This is a genomic window from Aeromicrobium sp. CnD17-E (genome assembly GCF_024124745.1).
Classification (GTDB): Bacteria; Actinomycetota; Actinomycetes; order Propionibacteriales; family Nocardioidaceae; genus Aeromicrobium.
The window spans coordinates 1-21,798 of sequence record NZ_JAMXRU010000053.1 but is presented as its reverse complement, the minus strand read 5'-3'; the positions used below and the strand labels follow the sequence as shown (position 1 = coordinate 21,798).

Annotated in this window: 18 protein-coding genes; 7 read left to right on the top strand and 11 right to left on the bottom strand. The window is 70.1% G+C overall.

All coding sequences use genetic code 11. From position 1 onward, the window contains the following. The 5 genes from NH339_RS11200 to NH339_RS11180 form a co-directional block, all read right to left on the bottom strand. On the bottom strand, positions 1–974 hold a 974-nt coding region (locus tag NH339_RS11200; protein WP_253025319.1), incomplete at its 3' end, for an acyl-CoA dehydrogenase family protein. Continuing rightward, the gene (locus tag NH339_RS11195; RefSeq protein ID WP_253025318.1) at positions 971–1,438 is read right to left on the bottom strand and encodes an OsmC family protein; all 468 of its coding nucleotides are present in this window, start codon (positions 1,436–1,438) and stop codon (positions 971–973) included. The genes NH339_RS11200 and NH339_RS11195, both read right to left, overlap by 4 nt. A gap of 206 nt (positions 1,439–1,644) precedes the next feature. Next, on the bottom strand, positions 1,645–2,898 hold the full coding sequence (locus NH339_RS11190) for an acyl-CoA dehydrogenase family protein (RefSeq protein WP_253025317.1): 1,254 nt from the start codon (positions 2,896–2,898) through the stop codon (positions 1,645–1,647). A 107-nt stretch (positions 2,899–3,005) separates the two neighbouring features. Beyond that, positions 3,006–4,154 (bottom strand): dimethylsulfone monooxygenase SfnG, encoded by a 1,149-nt coding sequence (gene sfnG / locus NH339_RS11185; RefSeq protein WP_253025315.1) that lies wholly within the window; start codon positions 4,152–4,154, stop codon positions 3,006–3,008. 118 nt (positions 4,155–4,272) lie between these two features. After that, positions 4,273–4,761: a flavin reductase family protein gene (locus NH339_RS11180; RefSeq protein WP_083516181.1), complete on the bottom strand. Its 489-nt coding sequence runs from the start codon at positions 4,759–4,761 to the stop codon at positions 4,273–4,275. A gap of 168 nt (positions 4,762–4,929) precedes the next feature. Between NH339_RS11180 and NH339_RS11175 the strand changes: the two genes are divergently transcribed. From NH339_RS11175 to NH339_RS11160, 4 genes are all read left to right on the top strand, one after another. Further along, a complete protein-coding gene (locus NH339_RS11175; RefSeq protein WP_253025313.1) occupies positions 4,930–5,676 on the top strand; it encodes a dienelactone hydrolase family protein in 747 nt (248 codons plus the stop codon). Between the two features lie 188 nt (positions 5,677–5,864). Continuing rightward, positions 5,865–6,590: a GntR family transcriptional regulator gene (locus NH339_RS18875; RefSeq protein WP_253025311.1), complete on the top strand. Its 726-nt coding sequence runs from the start codon at positions 5,865–5,867 to the stop codon at positions 6,588–6,590. Between the two features lie 114 nt (positions 6,591–6,704). Continuing rightward, positions 6,705–8,249, top strand: a complete 1,545-nt coding sequence (locus tag NH339_RS11165) for an NCS1 family nucleobase:cation symporter-1 (protein ID WP_253025309.1) — start codon at positions 6,705–6,707, stop codon at positions 8,247–8,249. A gap of 2 nt (positions 8,250–8,251) precedes the next feature. Further along, positions 8,252–8,995 (top strand): aspartate/glutamate racemase family protein, encoded by a 744-nt coding sequence (locus NH339_RS11160; RefSeq protein WP_253025307.1) that lies wholly within the window; start codon positions 8,252–8,254, stop codon positions 8,993–8,995. Here NH339_RS11160 and NH339_RS11155 read toward each other — a convergent pair. Then, positions 8,976–9,863 (bottom strand): phenylalanine 4-monooxygenase, encoded by an 888-nt coding sequence (locus tag NH339_RS11155; protein ID WP_253025305.1) that lies wholly within the window; start codon positions 9,861–9,863, stop codon positions 8,976–8,978. The two genes, NH339_RS11160 and NH339_RS11155, sit on opposite strands and share 20 nt — an antisense overlap. A gap of 365 nt (positions 9,864–10,228) precedes the next feature. Between NH339_RS11155 and NH339_RS11150 the strand changes: the two genes are divergently transcribed. Both NH339_RS11150 and NH339_RS11145 read left to right on the top strand, forming a co-directional pair. Beyond that, positions 10,229–15,067 (top strand): RHS repeat-associated core domain-containing protein, encoded by a 4,839-nt coding sequence (locus tag NH339_RS11150; RefSeq protein ID WP_253025303.1) that lies wholly within the window; start codon positions 10,229–10,231, stop codon positions 15,065–15,067. 311 nt (positions 15,068–15,378) lie between these two features. Then, positions 15,379–16,122, top strand: coding sequence for an RHS repeat-associated core domain-containing protein (locus NH339_RS11145; protein ID WP_253025301.1), 744 nt, complete (start codon positions 15,379–15,381; stop codon positions 16,120–16,122). A gap of 773 nt (positions 16,123–16,895) precedes the next feature. On the opposite strand, the gene NH339_RS11140 is transcribed toward NH339_RS11145, so the two are convergent. Beyond that, the gene (locus NH339_RS11140) at positions 16,896–17,429 is read right to left on the bottom strand and encodes a DinB family protein (RefSeq protein WP_253025299.1); all 534 of its coding nucleotides are present in this window, start codon (positions 17,427–17,429) and stop codon (positions 16,896–16,898) included. Positions 17,430–17,664: 235 nt separating this feature from the next. Continuing rightward, the gene (locus NH339_RS11135; protein ID WP_253025297.1) at positions 17,665–18,030 is read right to left on the bottom strand and encodes a carboxymuconolactone decarboxylase family protein; all 366 of its coding nucleotides are present in this window, start codon (positions 18,028–18,030) and stop codon (positions 17,665–17,667) included. 75 nt (positions 18,031–18,105) lie between these two features. Here NH339_RS11135 and NH339_RS11130 point away from each other — a divergent pair, with 75 nt between their 5' ends. Further along, complete coding sequence (locus NH339_RS11130) at positions 18,106–18,360, top strand: metal-sensitive transcriptional regulator (protein WP_253025295.1); 255 nt, start codon at positions 18,106–18,108, stop codon at positions 18,358–18,360. A 3-nt stretch (positions 18,361–18,363) separates the two neighbouring features. On the opposite strand, the gene NH339_RS11125 is transcribed toward NH339_RS11130, so the two are convergent. From NH339_RS11125 to bioD, 3 genes are read right to left on the bottom strand one after another with little or no spacing between them, the layout of a single operon-like run. Continuing rightward, positions 18,364–19,659 carry a D-arabinono-1,4-lactone oxidase gene (locus tag NH339_RS11125; RefSeq protein WP_253025293.1) on the bottom strand — a complete coding sequence of 432 codons (1,296 nt, stop codon included), beginning with the start codon at positions 19,657–19,659 and terminating at the stop codon, positions 18,364–18,366. Positions 19,660–19,696: 37 nt separating this feature from the next. Further along, entirely contained in the window at positions 19,697–20,890 is a 1,194-nt protein-coding gene (locus NH339_RS11120) for an alanine racemase (RefSeq protein ID WP_253025291.1), read from the bottom strand. Between the two features lie 28 nt (positions 20,891–20,918). Next, positions 20,919–21,629, bottom strand: a complete 711-nt coding sequence (gene bioD, locus NH339_RS11115) for a dethiobiotin synthase (protein ID WP_253025279.1) — start codon at positions 21,627–21,629, stop codon at positions 20,919–20,921. Between the last annotated feature and the right edge of the window lie 169 nt (positions 21,630–21,798).

Genomic DNA, 21,798 nt, shown 5'->3' with positions numbered 1-21,798 from the left:
AGGACCTTCGCCGCTGCGGTGGCCAGCGACGCCTCGGTGGCGGCGTCGTCCGACGGCTCGCGCCAGGTGGCGTCGACGGCGCGGGCTGCGACCTCGAGCGCGGCCTCGGCGGCGCGCACCGCCACCTCGAGCTCGCCGTAGCGCTGCACCAGCAGCGGGTCGTCCTCCGGCCTGTCCACGCCGGCCTCGAACCACGGTCGCGACGACGTGCGTGTGAAGGCGGCGGCGTCGGTAAGCGCACCGCGTGCGATGCCGACGTCGATCGCGGCGTGCAGCAGCTGCGCGAACGCGCCGTAGCCGTACGGCCCGCTGATCGCGGTCGCCCGCGGTGCGACGTGGTCCAGCGGCACGCGGACCGCGTCGAGCCGGACCGTGCCGCTCGCGGTCGTGCGTTGGCCGAGCGCGTCCCAGTCGTCGATCACGCCGACGCCTGGGGTGTCGGCGGGCAGGAACGCGATCCGGTCCTCGCCGTCGCGGTCGCGCGCGAGGACGGCGAGCCAGTCGGCCAGCACACTGCCCGTGGCGTAGAACTTCTCACCGTCGACCACCGCCCAGCCGTGGTCGTCGAAGCGGACCCGCGTGCTGATGTCGGTGACGGTCGCGCCGCCCCGCTCCGACTGCGCGTTGGCCACGCGGGCGCCCTGGAGGACGTCGGCGAACAGCCTGTCGCGCAGACCGGTCGACCCCGCCAGCTCGGCCAGCCGCAGGTACACGAAGTGGCTCTGCGGCACCTGCGCGACGTTGGGGTCGACCGTGGCCAGCAGACGCACCAGCTCGACGGCCTCGGCCGCCCCGCCGCCCGGCCCGCTGTGCGACGTCGGCACCGTGACCGCGAGGACGCCGAGCGACGACAGCAGGTCGACCTCGGCATGCGGCAGGGTGCGGTCGCGGTCGCGCTCGGCCGCGCCCGCGGCGATCGTGGGCAGGTGCTCGACGACCGACGCGACGAGGTCGGACGGCAGGGTGGCGCTCACGCGGCGAGCGGCTTCCGGGTCCAGCTGGAGCGGAAGTCCAGGCCGCTGCGCTGGAACAGCTGCGTGACGGGGCAGCGACGCTCCAGCTCGCTCACGAACCGGTCGAACGTGGCCTCGTCGGCGTCGGTCTCGACCGTCGCGACGACGCTGACCGCGCTGAAGTTCGCGTTGCCCTCGGCGCCGCCGACGAACACCGACGGGTCGAGGTCGCCCTGGGCGTGGAAGGTGAACGCGCCGAGCGCGATGTCGAGGTCCTTCGCGACCAGGGTGGCGGTGATCTGGTTGCACGACGTCAGGGCGCCGAGCGTGTACGCGAGCGGGCTCGGGGCGGCGTCGGCGCCGCCGAACGCCGGGTAGGTGTCGGCATGGAAGACGTGGCCGTCCTCACCGCCGACGGTCACCTTCTGCGCCACGCCGGTGCCGGTGCTGTCGACGACGAACGGGACGAGGGTGGTGGTGCTCATGTGGGGTCCTCTCGGTGTGTGGGTCTCCACGATGCGCCGTGCGGAGCCGGTCGCGGGTGGTGTGTCGATGGTCGGGCAGGTCTGCAGGGTGCGGTCGGTCGTGGTACTCCGCGCGGGCGCCGGAAGCACGAGGAGGGCGGGCAGCCGGTGCGTGACCGGCCACCCGCCCTCGGCTCATCGACCGCCGACGCGCTGCGTCGTGCGGGTCACGTGTACCAGCTGGGCTCGGGGATCTTGCCGAGCAGCGCGTACTCGCCGACCTCGCGACGCTTGTAGGCGACGGGGTCGTGGAGGGTGTGGGTGCGGGCGTTGCGCCAGTACAGGTCGAGCCCGACCTTGTTGCTCGACGCCCGCGCGCCCGTCAGCTCGTAGATCTTCGTGCCGACCTCGAGCGCGATGTCGGTGGCGAGCTGCTTGACGGCCGCCACCCGCACGGCGACCGTGCCGCGAGCCTCGGGCGTCAGGTCCTCGCGGGGGGCGTGGAGCAGGGCCGAGATCTCGCGGCCGACGTCGTCGGCGAGCGCCTCGGCCGCCCACAGCTGCGACTGCAGCCGTCCGTACCCCTCGAGGATGTACCACTCCTCGGACGCGCTGGCCTTGTCGTCGCCGCCGTAGGGCCAGGGTCGCGTGGTGGAGCGGGTGTAGGCGGTGCCGGCCTTGAGGCCCCCGCGGGCGATGCCGAGGTAGAAGTTGCTGAAGACGAGCTGGATCGTGGGCAGGTTGAGGGTGCCGTAGACGAGCTCGACCTGCTCCTTGTCGACGTAGCCGGCCGCGGCCGACCACGGCACGCGCACGTCGGTGATGGTGACGCCGCCGGACTCGGTGAGCCGCTGGCCGAGGTTGTCCCAGTCGTCGTGGAAGACGATGCCGGGCTGCTGGCTCGGGACGATCGCGAAGATGTGCTTGTCGCTGCCCTCCAGCACGCCCTCGAGGACGGTGAGGTCGCTGACCTTCGAGCCGGTGGAGAACGACTTGCGACCGGTGAAGACGATCTCGTCGCCCTCGTCGCGGATGGTGAGGTCGTTGTCGCGGGGGTTGACCGCGCCGCCGAAGAACAGGTTGCCGGTCGTGTAGAGCTCCTCCACGGCGGCGATCTGCTCGGGCGTGCCGACCAGGCGCACGGCCCAGGCCCACAGGTAGTGGTAGGCCAGGAGCTGGCCGATCGAGCCGTCGCCGGACGCGACCTCGCGCACGACCTGGTAGGCCAGGTCCCACGTCTGGCCGGCGCCGCCGTGCTCGACGGGACCGAGCAGGGTGACGAGGCCGGCGTCCTTCAGGAGCTGCACCTCGGCGGTGGGCACGGCCTGGGCGCGGTCGCGCTCGACGGCGTCGGCGGCCAGGATGCCGGCGACGTCGGAGGCACGCTCGAGCCAGCCGGCGGGGGTGGACGGTCGGGGCTCGTCGGCCCACGGGGACGACTGCACGGCGTCCCGGACGGTCAGGTGGTCGGTGATGGACATAGGGTTGCTCCGTTCCTTGCGCTAGTGGGGAATGCCGCCCGCCGGGGTCTCGCCACCCCGGCGGGCACCCGACCGACGCCCGAGCGGGCGCGGTCGGGGGTCTGGTGTCAGGCGGTCGTCAGGGCGTCCTCGCCCAGCTCGCCGGCCTCGACCGCCTGCGTCTCGAGCTCGCGGACGATCGGCAGCACCTTCTCGCCGAAGTACGCGATGTCCTCGAGGTAGTGCAGGAAGCCGAGCAGGAACAGGTCGACGCCGCGCTTCTTGAACTCGACGATGCGCGTGGCCACCTGCTCGGGCGTGCCGATGAGGCCCGTGCGGAATCCGTCGTTGTACTGGACGAGGTCGCGGAAGGTCGAGTCCGCCCACATGCCCTTGCCGTCGCCCGTGCTGCTGCCGGCCTGCTGGACGGCCTGGCGGAAGCCTTCGACGGCCTCGGGGTTCGCCTTGGCGATGATCTCCTCGAGCACGTCGCGCGCCTCGGACTCGGTGTCGCGGGCGACGACGAAGCCGTTCAGGCCGAACTTGACCTGGCCCTCGCGGTTGACGAGCGCGGCGTTCTGGTTGACCTCGAGGTACTGCTCGGTGAAGCCGTCGAGGTCCTTGCCGTTGGAGAAGTACCAGTCGGCGACGGTGCCGCCGTTGCGGCGGGCCGCGGTGGAGTTGCCGCCCTGGAAGATCTCGGGGTGCGGGCGGCCGGGCACGTCGACCGGTCCGGGCTTCAGCGTGAAGTCGTGGATGCGGTAGAAGTCGCCGCGGTGCTCGAACCCGACCCCCTTCTCCTGCGCGGTCCAGAGGCCGCGGAGCACGCGGATGAACTCCTCGCTGCGGCGGTAGCGCTCGTCGTGCTCGAGCCACGGCTCGCCGAGGCCCGTGAACTCGTCCTTGAACCAGCCCGACACGACGTTGACGGCGGCGCGTCCGCCCGAGATGTGGTCGGCGGTGATGATCCACTTCGCGAGCACGGCCGGGTGCCAGAGTCCGGGGTGGACGGCGGCGATGACCTTGAGCTTCTCGGTCTGGGTGAGCAGGCCGAGGCTGAAGCTCGTCGACTCGTGCTGCTGGTCGGCGCCGTAGGAGGCGGTGTAGCGGACCTGGCTGAGCGCGTACTCGAAGCCGACCTGCTCGGCGAGCTGCGCGACCTTCACGTTGAAGTCGTAGCTCCAGTCGGTGCGCTGCTCGATGGTGCTGGTGACGAGTCCGCCGGAGACGTTGGGGACCCAGTAGGCGAACTTGAGGGGATCGGTGCTGATGGGCATGACGATGCAGCCCCTTCCTGGTGTGTGAGTGACGGAGTCAGGAGGTGGTGGACGGTGTGCGTGGAGGTGTCAGGTGGTCGTCAGGCGCGACATCGGCGGGCGACGCGTGACGTGGTCATCAGAACGCCTGGTGGGTGCCGAAGCTGCGCTGCCAGTAGACGAGCGGGCGCTGGGTGCCCGTCTCGGCGCGCACGACCGTGCCCAGCACGAGGACGTGGTCGCCGGCCGGCACGGTGCTGGTGACGTCGGCGAGGACCCACGCGTGCACGTCGTCGAGGCGAGGTGCGCCGTCGTCGCTCCAGCCGAGGTCGGCGAAGCGGTCGTGAAGCTTGGTCGAGAATCGTAGCGCCACCTGGTCCTGGTGGGCGGCAAGCACGTTGATGCCGAACCGTCCGCCGCGCTGCAGCCGGGCGAGCAGGCTCGACGTGCGGGCCAGCGAGATGGCGACCATCGGCGGGTCCATCGAGAGCGACATGACACCGCTCAGGGTCGTGCCGTGCGGTCGGCCGCCGTCGGACGTGGTCACCACCGTCAGTCCGGTGGCGAAGTTCGCCATGGCGCCGCGCAGTGCGGCCTCGAGGGTGGTGTCGTCGACGGACACGGCCATCTGGTCCTCCCGATCGGTGGTGGTGATGAGTCCACGGTGGACCCCGCGAGGCCGTTTGCGGGGCCTGCTCACCAGGTGGGACGACCAGCGCGCGGAGGTCGCGCGGTGGTACCACGGACCACCGCTCGACGACCGGCGCCGCCTGCGGGGTCGGGCTAGCGTGACGGCATGGCTGAGCTGACGATCGACGGTCCCGACGGCCCCATCGAGGCGTGGGTGGCGACGCCCCCGGACGGGGGACCCGCCCCGGGCGTCCTCCTCGTCATGGACGCGATCGGGCTGCGCCCACAGATCCGCGCGATGGCCGACCGGTTCGCGTCGTGGGGCTACGTGGTGCTCGCGCCGAACGTCTTCCACCGCTCGGGGACCGCTGCCGAGACGTCGCCGACCACCGACCTGCGCGAGCCCGGCGCGCGGGAGGCGTTCTTCGAGTCCGTCGGCCCACGGATGGCGGCCCTGACGCCCGAGCTGTCGCGGCAGGACACGGCCCTGTACCTCGACGTGCTGCAGGGTCGCGACGACGTGGCCGACGGGCCTGTGGGCGTGGTCGGCTACTGCATGGGCGTGCGGATCGCGCTGCGCGCGGCGGGCGACCACCCGGGGCGCGTGGTCGCGGTGGGCGGTTTCCACGGGGGCGGGCTCGTGACCGACCAGCCCGACAGCCCGCACCTTGGCCTGACGACGGCGACCGCGCGGGTGCTGCTGCGCCACGCCGACGGCGACGCGTCGATGCCGCGGGAGCACCAGCGGGTGATCGCGGAGACGGCGGCCGAGCACGGAGTGGCCCTCGACCAGGGCGTCTACCCGGGCGCACCGCACGGCTACTCGATGGCCGACACGTCGATGTACGACGAGCAGGCCGCCGAGCGTCACACGACCGAGCTGCGCGAGCTGCTCGACTCCACCCTCCGCTGACCCCCTCCCGCCCACCCATTCCGCTGAGCGTGACGTCTGCGGGCCATCCAGGCCCCGAACGGCCCGCGAACGTCACGCTCAGCGGGGGAGGGGAGGGATGGTCGCGGACGTAACGTCCGCGACATCGGCGCGCACTAGCGTCTGCCCCGACGTCGGGGAGGCCGGCGCACCGACGGAGGAGGTTCGACGTGGCACGCCCGTTCACCGGTGGACCCCGTCGCCGCTCGGCGTTCACGGCACGGCTCGAGAACACGTCGGTCGAGGGGTCGCAGCCGCGCGTCCTCGACGACATGCGAGCCGCGATCCTGGCCGGTGTCGAGCCGCCCGGCACGCTGATCCCCATCGACGCGGTCGCGGCGTTCTTCGGCGTCAGCCAGATCCCGGTGCGCGAGGCGCTCAAGATCCTGCTGGGCGAGGGGCTCGTCGAGCACGTGCCGCACGTCGGCTACAGCGTCGCGAAGCTCAGCTACCGGGAGTTCCGCGAGCTGTACGAGGTGCGACTCGCGCTCGAGAAGGCGGCGCTGGTCGCTGCCGTCGACCGGGCCGGACCCGACGACGTCGAGGCGGCCCGGGCGGCGCTGCTGGAGACGAGCGCCGCGCTCGACGCCGGCGACGACCGCGGCTACCACGAGGCGACGCGCCGGTTCCACCTCAGCCTGATCGCGCCGTCGGGCATGCAGCGTCTGCTACGGATGTACGAGTCGGCGTGGAACCTGACCGAGCCGGTGCGACCCATGACCCACGTCGGGCCCGCGCAGCGCTCGGCGTTCGCGCACGACCACGACGCGATGCTCGAGGCGTTCGAGTCCCGTGACGCCACCGCCCTCGTCGCGCTCTCGGTGGAGCACTACGACCACCTCCTCGACGGCATCGAGGTGCTGAGCGACGACCACGACGTCTTCCGCGAGGCCTGAGCGCCGCGTCCTATAGGACTCCCGTGACGCAAGGTTCACCCGCGGAGTCGAGGGGTCGAAACACCGCGTTCATAGCGTCGGGTGCAGTCCGAGCCCGACGAGGAGACACCCCCCATGCCACAGCCCCACGGCGCCCTGCCGAACGACATCGTGGAAGCCGCCGGCTACCCACCCGGAGCCGGTCGACCGCGCCGCGCGTACGACCCTCGCCTCACCAACGAGGACCTCGCTCCGCTGGAGAAGCAGACCTGGACGTCGTACAACATCTTCGCCTTCTGGATGTCCGACGTGCACAGCGTCGGCGGGTACGTGACGGCCGGCAGCCTGTTCATGCTCGGCCTGACGACGTGGCAGGTCTTCGTGGCGCTCATCGTCGGCATCTGCATCGTGCAGGTGCTCGCGAACCTGGTCGCGAAGCCCAGCCAGATCGCCGGCGTGCCGTACCCGGTGATCAGCCGCGCGTCGTTCGGCGTGCTGGGCGCGAACATCCCCGCGATCATCCGCGGACTCATCGCGGTGGCCTGGTACGGCGTGCAGACGTTCCTGGCCGCCGGGTCGCTGTCGATCGTGCTGCTGAAGGTGTGGCCCGGGCTCGCGAACATCGCGACCGACGACACGTCGTTCCTCGGCCTGAGCTACCTCGGCTACATCTCCTTCGCGATCCTGTGGGTCGCGCAGGCCGCCGTGTTCTGGCGGGGCATGGAGTCGATCCGGAAGTTCATCGACTTCTGCGGTCCCGCCGTCTACGTCGTCATGGTCGTGCTGTGCGGCTACATGCTGTGGCGCGCAGGCTTCGACATCGACCTCAACCTCGCCGACCACGCCGTGTCCGGCTGGGCCGCCGTCGGGGCGATGTGCTCGGCGATCGCGCTCGTCGTGTCCTACTTCTCCGGACCGACGCTGAACTTCGGCGACTTCTCGCGCTACGGCAGCAGCTACGAGGCCGTCAAGCGCGGCAACTTCCTGGGCCTCCCGGTGAACTTCACGTTCTTCGCGCTGCTGGTGGTGCTGACCGCAGCCGCGACGGTGCCCGTGTTCGGCGAGCTGATCACCGACCCGGTGCACACGGTGGAGCGCATCGACACCTGGACGGCGGTGCTGCTCGGCGGGCTGACGTTCGTGATCGCGACGGTCGGCATCAACATCGTGGCGAACTTCATCTCCCCGGCGTTCGACTTCTCCAACGTCGCGCCGCAGCGGATCAGCTGGCGCATGGGCGGCATGATCGCCGCGGCCGGCTCGGTGCTGCTGACGCCCTGGAACTGGTACGACAACCCCGAGGCGATCTTCTGGACGCTGGGCATGCTGGGCGCCCTGATCGGCCCGCTCTACGGCATCCTCATCGCCGACTACTACGTGGTGCGCCAGCAGAGGATCGTGGTCGACGACCTGTTCACGATGGAGGAGGACGGCGAGTACCACTACGTCCGCGGCTACAACCCGGCCGCCGTGCAGACGGTGGTGGTGACCGGTGTCGTCGCCGTGCTGAGCGTCGTGGTCCCGAAGCTGTCGGGCGTGCTGCCCGCGCTGCCCGACTACTCGTTCTTCGTCGGCGCGATCCTCTCCGCGGCGCTCTACGTGGTGCTCGCCCGCCGGCAGGGGATCGGGCCGAGCACGAGCGCGGCGGAGTCGACGCCGATCAGTGCAGGGGCCGCCTGAGCATGCACATCCGTGTCATCAACCCGAACACCACCGCGTCGATGACCACGGCGATCGGGGCCTGCGCCAGTGCCGTCGCAGGCCCCGACGTCGTCGTGGAGGCCGTCAGCCCGGTCTTCGGCCCGGAGTCGATCGAGTCGCACGTGGACGAGGCGCTGGCGGTACCCGGTGTGCTGGCGCGGGTGGCCGAGGGCGAGGAGGCCGGCGTCGACGGCTACGTCGTCGCCTGCTTCGGCGACCCGGGCGTGCAGGCGGCGCGCGAGCTGGCGCGAGGGCCCGTGGTCGGCATCGCCGAGGCCGGGATGCGCGCCGCGACCTACCTCGGACGTCGGTTCAGTGTCGTGACCACGCTGCAGCGCACGGTGCCGGGCATCGAGGCGCTGACCAGGTCGTACGGCCTCGCCGACCACTGCGGCGGGGTGCACGCCACCGAGATCGGCGTGGTCGACCTTGAGCGCGACCCGCACGCCCGAGAGCGGACGCTCGAGCTCGCCCGCGTCGCCCTGACGGCCGACGGCTCCGACGTGCTGGTCCTCGGCTGTGCCGGGATGACCGACTTCGCGGCGTGGCTGGGCGACGAGCTGGGCGTCCCGGTCGTCGACGGTGTCGCCGCCGCCACGACCACTGTGGTCGGGCTGGTGGCGATGGGCCTCGGCACGAGCAAGGCGGGCGAGTTCGCGGCGCCCCGCGCGAAGCGGGTGAGCGGCTCGTGGGCCGACGTCGACCTCAGGCTGCCTGCGCCCTGAGCGCGGCGACGGTGTCGTCGGTGCAGGTGTCCCAGAACCCGCCGACAGCGTCCTCCACGTGCGCGAAGGAGTCGGCGGCGAAGAGTCGGTCCTGGTAGTGGGTGATGTCGTAGTCGGTGGTACCCATGGTGACGACGTCGAGCGGCTCGATCGTCATGGTACGGAACTCCTCGATCTCGCCGGGGCTCGACAGGATGCCCGCGCCGTAGGCCTTGAGACCGTCGGGCTCGTGCACGACGCCGAACTCGAGCGTGAACCAGAAGACGCGGCTGACGAACTCGAGCGCCTCGGTGGTCTCGACCCGGCGCGCGGCCCTGCCGGCGGCCTCGTACAGGCGGGTGAAGCGCGGGTCGGCGAGCGTGTTGCCGTGGCCGACGACCTCGTGGAGCACGTCGGGCTCGGGCGTGTAGAGGGGCACGGAGTGGTGGCGCACGTACTGGGTGGCCCAGAAGCCGTGGTCGGCGAGCGCGCCGTAGAACTCGCGCAGCGGGACGAGGCCGGCGGCGGGCCGGTAGCGGAACCCGGTGAGCGGCTCGAGCCGGTCCGACAGCTCCTCCAGCTGCGGCACGCGGTCGAGGGGGAGGTCGAGCGCGGCCTTGCCGTCGAGGAACTCGCGGCAGGCGTAGGTCTCGTGCTTGGTCTGCAGGTCCTCGCTGACGACGCGCCAGACCTCGTGCTCCGCATCGGTGTACGGCGCCTCGGGCGCGGGCTCGCCCGGCTCCCACCGGTGCGCCAGTGTGGCGAGCAGGTCGCGTCGCGCGCGGTACTCGGGGTCGTGCAGACCGGGGTGGTCGGCGCCCAGCTCGACGGTGACGGCACCGTCGGCCGTCGTCGTGACGGGGGCGTAAGACTGGCCTTCCTCGAACACGGGTCCTCCTGTCCGCGGCCGACCGGGTGGGGTCGCCCGCCGTGGGTGGGGTCGCGCCGGGGTGGGGCGCCAGGTCGACCGGGATGAGGTGTGTCGCCGGTCACATCCATCCAACCACGTCTCCCTCACGGGCAGAAGTGAACGGGGGCTGCCGAGGCTTCGCGCAGAGTCGTCCCGAAGTTCACTCAGGAAAATCTCAACAAAACCTGCGCACGACCTCTCCGCTGTGGTCTGATATGTCCCGTTCTCACCGAGGACTCGGCCTCGCGGAGATGCTCCACCGTTGACCGGCAGCTCCAGGCTGTCGGCGACGGCCACCCGACATGGGGTCCAGGATGCGTCGACGTTCCATCCGTGCAGGTGTCATGGCTTCGGCCGCCGCCACGATCGCCGGGGTGCTCACCGGGCTCCCGATCACCGTCGCCGACGCCGAGACGGCAGGCGACGACTACGTGCGAGCGGAGTCCGAGCCCAACAAGAACACCTCGAAAGGATCGTCGTCCGACGTCGCGGCAGCGCTTGCGAAGGCCGAGGAGACGGACGAGCCCGCGGAGGTCGTCTCGCAGCGCGAAGTCGACAGCCAGGTCTTCGCCAACCCGGACGGGACGATCACGCGCGAGACCGCGCAGGGTCCGATCTTCGCGGACAAGGGCGGGACGTTGACCCCGATCGACCCCGACCTCGAGCCGTCGGGCTCGCGGCTCGAGCCGAAGGTGGTCAGCCAGGACACGTCGTTCTCCGCGACCGGAGACGGAGTCACGGCGCAGGTGGAGAGCGAGGCCAACCAGAAGATCTCGCTGACGTCACTGGCCGACCTCGGCACGCCGGAGGTGGACGGTGGCGTCGCCACCTATCCGGTGACCGGGAACGACGACGAGTCGGTGCGCGTCTCCACGACGGCGTCGGGGTTCGCGACCCACGTCCTCCTGGCGAGCAAGCCGGAGACCACGCCCGTCTACCGGTTCCGTGTCGACGCGCCTGGTCTGGACGTGTCGATCGACGGGCGTCAGCTGACCTTCAGGTCCGGCAACGACGTCGTGGCGCAGTCGAAGCCGCTGAACATGTGGGACGCCGACGTCGACGCGGCGGGGGCTCCCGAGTTCCCGGTGCCGGTTTCCGCGACGCTCGTCGACCAGGACGGTATGAAGGTCCTGGAGCTCCGACCGTCGATGGAGTGGCTCAGCGCCGCGGAGCGCCGCTACCCGGTGACGGTGGATCCGGACATCGGCCTCCAGGACACGTACGACGTGCAGAGCGACACCTACGTGTTCAGCGACCAGGCGAGCGGCGACGAGCGCGGCTCCGACGTCAACCTCCGCGTGGGTTCTTCCGGCAGCAACCGCAAGTTCCGGTCGATCGTGTACCTGCGGTACCAGCAGTTCGTCGGGTTCACGGTGACCGATGCGACGCTCGCGCTGCGGCAGTACCAGAACGGCGCCACCAACTGTCAGGCCAAGACGACCCACGGCTGGCCGATGAGTGGCGGCGACGTGTACGGGCCCAACTGGGACACTCAGCCGAGCTATTCGACTGACAGCCGTTTCCTCACGTCGCACACGTTCAACTTCGGCAGCGACTGCGGTGCTGGTACGGCGAACCTCGACGTCACACCATCATTCAATGCGTGGGCCGGCGGACAGCAGACGGGTGACGTGGACCCGTTCTCCCGGAACCGGCAGGCGATCGTCCTGGTGGCGCCGAACGAGACGGACACGACCCAGGAGAAGCGGTTCTGCTCGATCGACTGGGACTCCTCGTCCTTCCACTGCGGCGGCCCGAGCGTCATGCCGAGGATCTCGGTGACCTACGAGCCTGAGCTCGGTTCGCAGTCGTGGTACTCGATGACCGACCACACGCTCGACGACCGTTCGTCGCTGTCGATCAACAACCGCAGCGGCAACGCCGTGGTCAGCGCGCAGGACGCGACGGTCAAGGGCGTGGGTCAGGACCTGACCATCTCGCGCACCTACAACTCGATGACCCGTGTCACTGACACTGCGCTCGGCCGCGGATGGAACCTCGGTCTCGGCCCGGACGTCTGGATCGAGCGGACCCAGTCCGACTCCACGCTGCGGTACGACTACCACGGACCCTCCGGCACGGTGCTCGGCTCCTTCCTGCGCAAGAGCACCAGCGTGGGCGACGCGGACTACCGGCAGTTCCTGTCGCCGATCGGCGGCGTCGGAGCCGATCTGGAGCAGAACAGCGACGGCAGCCTGGTGCTGAAGTTCCGAAAGTCCCCGTTGAGGTACGAGTTCGCGAAGATGGTCGGAGGCAAGGCGTACCTGACCATGATCCGCGACCGGTCCGGCAACAGGATCGAGTTCACGTACGCGTCCGGAGGCAGCGGGCGACCGCAGCTGACGCAGATCAAGGACACTCGAGGGCGCACCTACACGGTGACCTATGCCAGCGGTCGACTCACGAAGATCACGCAGGACGACACCTCTGACGGGTCGACCCAGCGGGAGTGGAGCTACGGCTACGACAGCTCGGGCCAGCTCACCTCGTTCACCGACGCCACGGGCGCGCAGACGTCCTACGGGTACTCCGGTGGCTACCTGACGTCCATCACGGGGCCCGGAACCGCCTCGGAGCGCAGCGAGACGAGCATCGCCTACCGCACGAACCCCAAGCGCGGCGCCGTCGTGGGTGAGACGACCTCGGTCTCCTACCGTCAGGGGAACGAGGCTGCGGCTGATCGCCCGACCTTCAGCTGGGACTACACCGACACGCGGCCGGACGGATGCCCGACAGAGTCCAGGACCTACACCAAGGTCACGGACCCCAACCAGAACGTGACCACGTACTGCTTCGCGCCGCGCGGCCTCTCCGGAGCGAAGAAGAAGGTGTGGGTGAAGGACGCCGAGGGCAACACGCGGTCGATGGACTACACCGCCGACAACGGTCCGTCCGCCGTCACCGACGGGATGGGCGCGACCACGACGTCGACCTACACGTCGACCGACGGTCAGTTCAGCGACCGACTCACCAAGATCACGCAGCCGCAGAACACCGGCAGCGGTAACGATCTCTCGACGGGCTTGGGGTACACGGGGAGCAGCGGGGAGAACGCCTACCTCCCGACGACGGCGCGGGAGTCGAGCAACGACTGCAACCGCTACAGCTACGACGCCAAGGGGCGCACCACCGCCTCGTACAACGGGATCACCCTCAACGATCAAGGAGCATGCAACGGGCAGTCGACCCGTCAGGCGGAGTTCCACCGCGACTACGACGATGCGACCGGGAACGTGACGGCCAGCTGGGACGGCAACGCACCTGCCAGTCCGACAAATGCTGACAAGACGCTCTACAGCTACTGGCAGAGTGGCCAGACCGGCTACGTGACCGGCACGACGAACCTGCTCAAGGAGGTCCGGAAGCCCGGCGGTAGCTGCGACTCGCCCCGGAAGTGGTGCACCTCCTACACCTACGACGGTTGGGGACGTATCGCGACCATGACCGATGGTCGTGGCAAGGTCACGCGCTACGAGTACGACAAGAACGACCGCCAGCTCGGTGTCTTCTATGACGGCACGGCGCCGAGCGCGTGCACCGGCTCTTCTGCGACGTGCCTGCGCTACACCTACGACGCCGCGGGCAACGTGCGGACCAGGTCGAACGGCCTGGAGCAGACCACGATGACGTACGACCGGATGAACCGGCTCGTCGAACAGAGGATGCCCACCGGCACGGTCGGCGTCGTGGACAAGGTGTCGATGGGCTACGACGGAGTCGGCAACATGACCTCCTACAACCAGGAGATCGGTGGTGGCGGCGCGCAGATGGTCACCTACACCTACGACAAGGCCAACGCCCCCAAGACGGTGACGGAGAACAACGAGACCGTCACCATCACGACGGACAAGAACGGCCGCACCGACAACGTCATCTTCCCCAGCCCCACGGGCGGTGTGGGAGTGAAGCTCGACTACGACTTCGCCAAGAACGGGCAGCCAGCGGCGCTGAAGATGAACTACGCAGCGGGTAACGAGACCGGGCGTATCAACTACAGCTACCGGATCGACGGGTCGACCAACGACTCGTCGCAGCTGCAGGAGCGCGACGTCGTGACGTCGTCCTTCGCCGACCAGCGCGGGACGGTCACGTACAAATACAAGTACCAGCGGCTGGAGAGCGCTGACGACACCAACGGGCCCAGCTACGCCTACACCTACGACAGGATCGGGAATCTGCGGCAGGAGGTCGCGGGGGCCACGACGACGAACTTCGGGTACAACCGTGCCGGGATGCTCTGCTGGAAGGGTTCGGCCACCGGAGTCACGTCTGCTCCGGACGAGACTGGCCAGGCGTGCTCACCGACTCCGTCGGGCAACACGGAGTTCAGGAACGATGCTGCTGGCAACAGTCAGGGCAGCACCAGTGATCCCTACGTGGTGAACGAGCGCAGCCAGGTGGCCACGGTCGATGGCAGGAACCAGACGTACCTGGACCAGGGCAACGACCTGCGTCGTGACAATGGTGCGGTGCGCAATGTCGAGTCGAGCCTGGGTGTGACCGCGCAGCGCTCTGGGTCGGCCACGACGTTCTTCCTGCGCGACCCGAACGGCACGATCCTGTCCTCGCGCACCGGCAGCACGCGGGTGAACTACGTGAGCGAGGCCTCCGGGCACGTGGTGTGGCTGGTGGCTCCGGACGGGACGCAGGTGGGCGGCTACAAGTACGCCCCGTACGGCAAGACCGCTGCCTACGGGGCTGCTGCGCAGACCAACCGGTTCCGCTGGTTGGGCGCGCAGCAGAACGTCACCAGCTCCGGGACGGACGGGCACTATAAGCTCGGCGCGCGGTACTACGACCTGCAGGGCCACTTCACCCAGCCCGACCCGGTCTCGGGTGGGATGAGCGACCCGCGGACCCTGACCGGCTACAACTATGCGGGCGGGGATCCGATCAACGAAGCGGACAAGTCCGGTTACTCGTTCGATGACTGGGTTGACAAGGGCCTGAAGTGGGGCGGACGCATCAGTGATGCCGTGAGTGTGGGGACGGACTGCCTCAGTGGCGATCGAAGTCTGGGTAACTGCGCCGCGACCGTCTCGGGCATCGGGTCGGCTTTCGTGGCCGGTGCCGGATGTCTTGCACTCGTCGGTGGTAGCATCTGTGCGCTCGCGGGCGTTGCTGGTGCGGCCTTTGGCTACAACGGGACGCGTGCCTTTCAGATCGCGGCGGGAGCTGAGTGATTCGTGAACGTCGGGATACTTATCGCCCTGATCTTTGTCCTCACCTACCTATACGTCTCGTGGGACTATGGTCGGACCGGTCGGCGTGGACAGATCAGGGTTCTGATGCTTGGAATTCTTGGGGTCGGTCTGGTGTCGTTCTTGACGATGACGGTGGTGTCGATCCTGAGTCGGGAGGACGCAGGCGCTGTTGTGGGGACCCTCGTCAGCATCGGCATCGTTGTAGAAATGTGGCGAGTGGCGAACACTTGGTAGGAACGATGGAACACGCTGCTGTGAGTCAGGGCAACGACCTGCGTCGAGATTAGGGCGTGGTGCGCAACATTGAGTCGAGCCTGGGTGTGACCGCGCAGCGCTCGGGGTCGGCCACGACGTTCTTCCTGCGCGACCCGAACGGCACGATCCTGTCCTCGCGCACCGGCAGCACGCGGGTGAACTACGTGAGTGAGGCGTCCGGGCACGTGGTGTGGCTGGTGGCTCCGGACGGGACGCAGGTGGGCGGCTACAAGTACGCCCCGTACGGCAAGACCGCCACCTACGGGTCTGCTGCGCAGACCAACCGGTTCCGCTGGCTGGGCGCGCAGCAGAACATCAGCAGCTCCGGGACGGACGGGCACTACAAGCTCGGCGCCCGGTACTACGACCTGCAGGGCCACTTCACCCAGCCCGACCCGCTCTCGGGTGGGATGAGCGACCCGCGGACCCTGACCGGCTACAACTACGCTGGTGGGGATCCTATTAATCAAGCCGATATCAACGGACGTTTTTTTGACGAGCTTACTCAGGCCTACAAGGGATTCGGTGCACTGACGGACTCGTTCGACGTCTTCGCAATCGGGAAAGCGTTCATCCAAGGCGACTTCAAGGAGGGGGGCATCAGGCTCGGAGCCTTCGCTGTCACTTCTCTCGCCACCACGGCCTGCGGAGCTGGGATAGCCGCTTCTGGAGCAGTCAGCGGAGGTGCGGGAGGCTTGGCGGTGGCAGCAGGCTGTGGCACAGCCGGGGGCTACCTCGGGCATCTACACGAAGGTCAGTTGAGGTCGCAGACATCATGAATCAACGAACTCCGATCTATTACGGGTTCCTACTGGCGGCAGGTGCTGTTATGGGATGGTTCGGGGTGATCAGCGCCGTGCTTGCTCGCGAAATGGGCTACGCGGGCATCTTCAGTGCCCTGGCGATCACGATGACTGTGGTGACCGTCGCGTTCTTTCGACTCCGCTAGGTCGCTCCCGGCTGCGTTCCTGCCCGGTTGAGCTGTCACCGCTCGAGACGCAGCAGCACATCTGAACGTCGCGCTGGGCCCAGCAGATGCCTCTTCGGGGCATCCGGGTGGCACCTGCGGGTTCGCGACCCTCGGCGCCGCGGGTGGCGCAGGCGGCGTTGCTGCGAGAGCGTGGGCCGCAGGCGGCGACCTGACGTCACGAACTGACACGGCCGGCGTCGACCGAGTCATCGAGATCTGAGGGCACGTCATGCACTCGGCGAACAGAGCACTCGTGACGCTGTGGATGTACTCGGCGGCTTTCGTGACAGTCGTCCTGGCCCTCGCAGCTGTCTACCGAGTCAGCTGGCAGCTCGGCCTGCTGGCTGTCTTCATGGGTGTCTGCTTCCTTCCCAGGCGTCGGTTCGTGAGGCTTCTCGGCCAGTACTAGAGAGTGCTCGCCGGTATCACGTGTCTGCGCGGCCCCCGTCGGGTGCCAACGGGCCGTCGTCGCGATGCGCTTCTGGATGGGTGTTGCGTCGGTGTCGCAGGCCTCGTGTCCTGCTTCGACGCCGGACTTGCCTGAGCGTTTGGAGAGACATGGCCCGCGTCCAGAGGGATCCGCTACTCCCCGACGCTCCCGTCGAGCGCCTCGCGCAGGAGGTCGGCGTGGCCGTTGTGGCGGCAGTACTCCTCGACCATGTGGACGACGATCCAGCGCAGCGAGACCGGCTCGCCGGTGCGGCGGTCGGGGCGGGCGGCGAGGGTGTCGAGGCCGTCCGGCGCGGTGTCGAGGAGGGCGTCGGAGCGGGCGACCGCCGACTCCCACAGGTCGCGGAGGTCAGCGGGCTCGTCGTCGACGGCCGAGTGCCAGTCCCAGTCGGGGTCGTCGGCCCAGGGCGCGTCGTCCCACGGGGCGGTGGGCTCCGCGCCGGTGAGGACCACGCCGAACCACCAGTCCTCGACGTAGGCCAGGTGCTTGGTCATGCCGCCGAGCGTCATCGTCGACGGGGGAAGCGGCGTGTGCAGCTGGGCGTGGTCGAGGCCGCTCGTCTTGAGCGCGAACGTGCGCCGGTGGAAGTCGAGGAACCCGCGCAGCGTGTCGACCTCGCTGCCGGCCAACGGCGGCTCGGTGCGGCCGTGCTCGTCCGTCGTCATGCCCCACCCCAGCACGACGTCACGTGAAGGGGCAAGCCCGACCTCACCGTCGGAGAAGGCGTCGTAGCAACCCGGCGGGTCGGTCGGTCTCCGACGGGACCTCGTGGCCGGCGCACCACTGGTCGGCGGGGACCATGGCGCGCACCTGCGCCACGTGCTGGCCGCAGCCCGCCCAGGTGGTCTTCGAGCAGGTGGAGCAGGTGACAGGACGGCACATCGAGGGTTCTCCTTCGGATCAGACGGCGGGATCGGTGCTGGCGTCGTCGGGCGCGAACTCGCAGAACGCGGCATAGGCGCGAGGGCCGTGGATCGTGGCGGGTCCGCCGTGCATGAGGAACGTGACGCCGATGGCCTCGGCGGCCTGCTGGCGAGTGGCACCGGCACGTGCAGCCGCCTGGGCGTGCGAGGCGATGCAGCCGTCGCAGCCCTCGACCACGCCGATCGCAAGGGCGATGAGCTCCTTGGTGCGGACGTCGAGTGCTCCCTCGGCGAACGCCGCGCGATGCAGCTCCCCGAAGCCCGCGTAGACGTCAGGGACGGCGCGCCTCAGGGCGCGGTGCAGTGGCGAGAGCTCGTCGAGCACGGTCTTTCCGTGGGACATGTCAACCTCCTCCGTGATCCCCCCTGGGGGATACGGGAACCGTAGCACATCCCCCTGGGGGGTTACGCTCTCCACATGCATCTGGAGCCCGAGGAGACCAAGGCCGTCGCACTGCGCATGAAGCGCGCGCACGGCCATCTGGCCAGCGTCATCCGCATGCTGGAGGAGGGCGCTGAGTGCGAGGACGTCGTCACGCAGCTGGCTGCGGTCAGCAAGGCCATCAGTCGCAGCGGGTTCGCTCTCGTGAGCACCGGCATGCAGAAGTGCGTCACCGAGGGCGAGGAGGTGGACGTCGCCCGGCTGGAGAAGGTCTTCCTGTCGCTTGCCTGAGCCTCAGCCGAGCACGCGGTCGAGGTAGGGGTTGCTGAACGCACGCTGCGGGTCGAGCTCGTCGCGCACCGCCACGAAGTCGTCGAAACGGCTGTACCGCTGGCGGAGGTAGTCGGCGTCGAGCGTGTGCATCTTGCCCCAGTGCGGCCGCCCTTCGTGGGCCGTGAACACGTCCTGCGCGGCGCGGAAGTACGCGGTCGGGTCGAGCCGGTGGTACTGGTGCACGGCCACGTAGCAGTTGTCGCGCTCGTGGCCGGTCGACATCCACACGTCGTCGGCCGCGGTGAAGCGCACCTCGATCGGGAACGCGACCGTCTCGTCCCCCGCCGCGAACCACCGCTGCAGCCCGGCGATCACGTCGTGCAGCGCACCCCGCGGCATGGCGAACTCGGACTCGCAGAACCGCACCCGGCGCGGCGACACGAACACCTCGTGGGACTGGTCGACGTACTCGCGCGCCGACAGCGCCGAGCCGCTCACCTGGTTCACGCGCGGCACCGCCGACCGGAAGCGAGCCCCCACCCGGTTGACGACCTCGAACAGCCCGTTGCTCAGCAGCTCGTCGTCGACCAGGTGCCGCAGCCGGCCCACCGGCTGGCGCTCCGTCCCCTCCGGCACGCGGTTGTTGCGCTTCACCAGCGCCTTCTCCGTGTGCGGGAACCAGTAGAACTCGAAGTGGTCGTTCTCCTCGACCAGCTCGGGCAGCCGCTCGAGCACCTCCGGCAGCCGCATCGGCTCCTCGCGGGCGTGCAGCAGGAAGGCCGGCACGCACTGCAGCGTCAGCTCGGTGACGACCCCGAGCGCACCGAGCCCCACCCGGGCGGCACCGAACCAGGGGTGCCTCTCGTCGACCTCCACGACGTCGCCGTCGGAGGTCACCAGCTGCACGCCGACGACGGCCGCCGCGATGCCCTGCAGCCTCGCGCCGGTCCCGTGCGTGCCGGTCGACACCGCACCCGCGACGGACTGCGGGTCGACGTCGCCCAGGTTCGGCAGCGCCAGGCCGAGCGACTGCAGCAGCGGGTTCAGCCGGTGCAGCGACGTCCCCGCCTGCACGCGCACGCGCCTCGTCGCGGCGTCGTGCCACACGAGCGCGTCCATGCGGTCGAGGCGCAGCAGCACGCCCTCGGTGGCCGCGATCGGCGTGAAGGAGTGGCCCGCGCCGTAGGCCTTGACCGGCAGGCCCTCGGTCCGTGCCGCGTGCACGGCCTCGACCACCTCGGCCGTCGACGTCGGGTGCAGCACCCGCCGCGGGTGCGAGCGCACGTTGCCCGCCCAGTTGCGCCACAGCAGGCTCATCGTCCGCTCCCCGGCCTGCGCTCGCTCGTCGTGTCCGTCATCCGAAGTTCTTCCCCTCGCCACGGTAGGTCGGCACGGTCTCGGCGCGGCCGGCGTCGTCGACGAGCGTCACGGTGTCGAACCGCTCGCACATCTCTCCGGCCTTCGCGTGCCGGAACACCACGCGCTCGCCGACGCGCAGGTGCCGGGCCGCCTTGCCGCGCACGGGCGTCTGCACCTCGCCCACGCCCTCGGTGCCCACCAGCGACAGCCCCTCCGGCCAGACCGGCGTGGGCATGCGGTTGGCCTGCGCGGGCCCCGACGCGGTGTACCCGCCGGCGAAGCAGGTGGCCACGTCCTTGGCCGGCCGACGCACGACGTCGAGGACGATGTACGCGGCGGGTCGCGCCTCGAAGGCGTCGTAGCGGTCGAAGAGTGTCGGCGTGAACAGGCCCGAGCCGGCGGTCAGCTCGGTGACGGTCGGGTCGGCCCCGGTCACCTCGAGGCTGCCGGTGCCGCCGGCGTTCACGAGCTGGAGGTCCGCGTGCTGCGACACCGCCTCGACCACGGCGCGACGTCGGTGCGCGAGCTCCGTCGTCGACAGCCTCTTCACGACGCGCACGGCGGCGGAGGTGTCGGGCAGGCCGGCCACCTGCGCGTCGTAGAACATGACCCCGACGAGCTGGAAGCCGGGCCGCGCGGCGAGCCGGCGGGCCACGCCCGCCGCCTGGCGCGCGGTGTGCACGGGGGAGCGGCGCACACCCAGGTGCACGGGGTGGATGCCGAGGGCCCCTGGGCGCAGCGACGCGTCGACGTCGAGGCAGATCCGCAGGGTCGGGTGCGACCCGCCGACCACGCGCTGGATCGCGTCGAGCCCCTCCTCGGAGTCGACCATGAGCGTGATGGCCGACCGACGTCGCTCGCCGGCCTCCCCGGGCTCCGTGAGCGCGAGCAGCCCGGCGCGGTCGACGGTGGGGTACGCGAGGAGGACGTCGTCGGTGACGCCCTCGTCGACGAGCCAGCAGCTCTCCGCGAGCGAGTAGGTCATGACGCCGGCGAACCCGGGTCGGGCGAGCGTGCGCTCCAGCACCGACCGTACGCGCACCGACTTGCTCGCCACCCGCACGGGCACCCCGCCCGCCCGGCGGACGAGGTCGTCGGCGTTCGCCCAGAGTGCCGGCTCGTCGAGCACCGCGAGCGGCGCGGACCGGTCGGCGGTGGCCGACAGCAGACGCGGGAACGGTGCGCTCACGAGCCCCAGCATGGCACGGAGGTGGGGGTCAGCCGCCAGGTCGAGACGCCGGCCCGAGGTCGAACCACGTGGGCGCCGCGGCGACGAACTCCGCCGGCGGCAGCGCACCCACTCCGTCGGGCACGAGGGCCAGGAGCGGCACCCCCGTCACGCGGGGCAGGTCGTCGCGGTTGCACCGCTCCGCCAGGCCCGGATAGTCGGGCCACGAGCCCACGACCACGCCCCATGGCTCCAGGCCGCGGCCCCGCAGCGCCTCGACGGTGAGCGCCGTGTGGTTCAGCGTGCCGAGGCCGGCTCTCGCCACGACGACCACGTCGACGGTGACGTCGGACGGCGCGGCCTCGGTCAGCCCGACCGCGAGGTCGAGCAGCGTCCCGCCGTCGGTGTCGAGGCGGACGAGCAGCCCGCCCGCGCCCTCGACAAGCACGACGTCGTGGTCCGCCGCCAGCTCCAGCACGGCGCCCACGTGCTCCGACACCGGCGGGAGCGCCACCCCCTGACGACGCGCGGCGGTGTCGGGAGCGAGCGGGTCGTCGAGCGCCACCAGCTCGCGACACTCGACCCCGGTCAGCCCTTCGACGGTGCGCGCGTCGCGCGGCTCCGGGTCGGCGCCGCCGATGCCGGTCTGCACGGGCTTGACCACCACCACGCGACCGCGCGCCGTCGCCGCCAGGGCGGCGACAGCCACCGTCTTGCCGACTCCGGTGTCGGTGCCGGTGACGACCACGACGCGGCTCATCGGAACGTCCCCACGACGCCGACCAGGACGTCCAGGGCACGTGACCAGTCGTCGTCGGCGACGCCCGCGCTCGCCGTCACCCGCAGGCGCGAGACGCCGTCGGGCACCGACGGCGGACGGAAGCACCCGACCCGCACCCCCGCGTCGAGCGCGGCGGCCTGGGCGGCGA

What these genes read in the sequence shown, in the direction of transcription:
- NH339_RS11195 (WP_253025318.1), bottom strand. Translation starts at nt 1,438, where the DNA reads ATGAGCACCACCACCCTCGTCCCGTTCGTCGTCGACAGCACCGGCACC.
- NH339_RS11190 (WP_253025317.1), bottom strand. Translation starts at nt 2,898, where the DNA reads ATGTCCATCACCGACCACCTGACCGTCCGGGACGCCGTGCAGTCGTCC.
- sfnG (WP_253025315.1), bottom strand. Translation starts at nt 4,154, where the DNA reads ATGCCCATCAGCACCGATCCCCTCAAGTTCGCCTACTGGGTCCCCAAC.
- NH339_RS11180 (WP_083516181.1), bottom strand. Translation starts at nt 4,761, where the DNA reads ATGGCCGTGTCCGTCGACGACACCACCCTCGAGGCCGCACTGCGCGGC.
- NH339_RS11175 (WP_253025313.1), top strand. Translation starts at nt 4,930, where the DNA reads ATGGCTGAGCTGACGATCGACGGTCCCGACGGCCCCATCGAGGCGTGG.
- NH339_RS11165 (WP_253025309.1), top strand. Translation starts at nt 6,705, where the DNA reads ATGCCACAGCCCCACGGCGCCCTGCCGAACGACATCGTGGAAGCCGCC.
- NH339_RS11160 (WP_253025307.1), top strand. Translation starts at nt 8,252, where the DNA reads ATGCACATCCGTGTCATCAACCCGAACACCACCGCGTCGATGACCACG.
- NH339_RS11150 (WP_253025303.1), top strand. Translation starts at nt 10,229, where the DNA reads ATGGCTTCGGCCGCCGCCACGATCGCCGGGGTGCTCACCGGGCTCCCG.
- NH339_RS11140 (WP_253025299.1), bottom strand. Translation starts at nt 17,429, where the DNA reads ATGACGACGGACGAGCACGGCCGCACCGAGCCGCCGTTGGCCGGCAGC.
- NH339_RS11135 (WP_253025297.1), bottom strand. Translation starts at nt 18,030, where the DNA reads ATGTCCCACGGAAAGACCGTGCTCGACGAGCTCTCGCCACTGCACCGC.
- NH339_RS11130 (WP_253025295.1), top strand. Translation starts at nt 18,106, where the DNA reads ATGCATCTGGAGCCCGAGGAGACCAAGGCCGTCGCACTGCGCATGAAG.
- NH339_RS11125 (WP_253025293.1), bottom strand. Translation starts at nt 19,659, where the DNA reads ATGAGCCTGCTGTGGCGCAACTGGGCGGGCAACGTGCGCTCGCACCCG.
- bioD (WP_253025279.1), bottom strand. Translation starts at nt 21,629, where the DNA reads ATGAGCCGCGTCGTGGTCGTCACCGGCACCGACACCGGAGTCGGCAAG.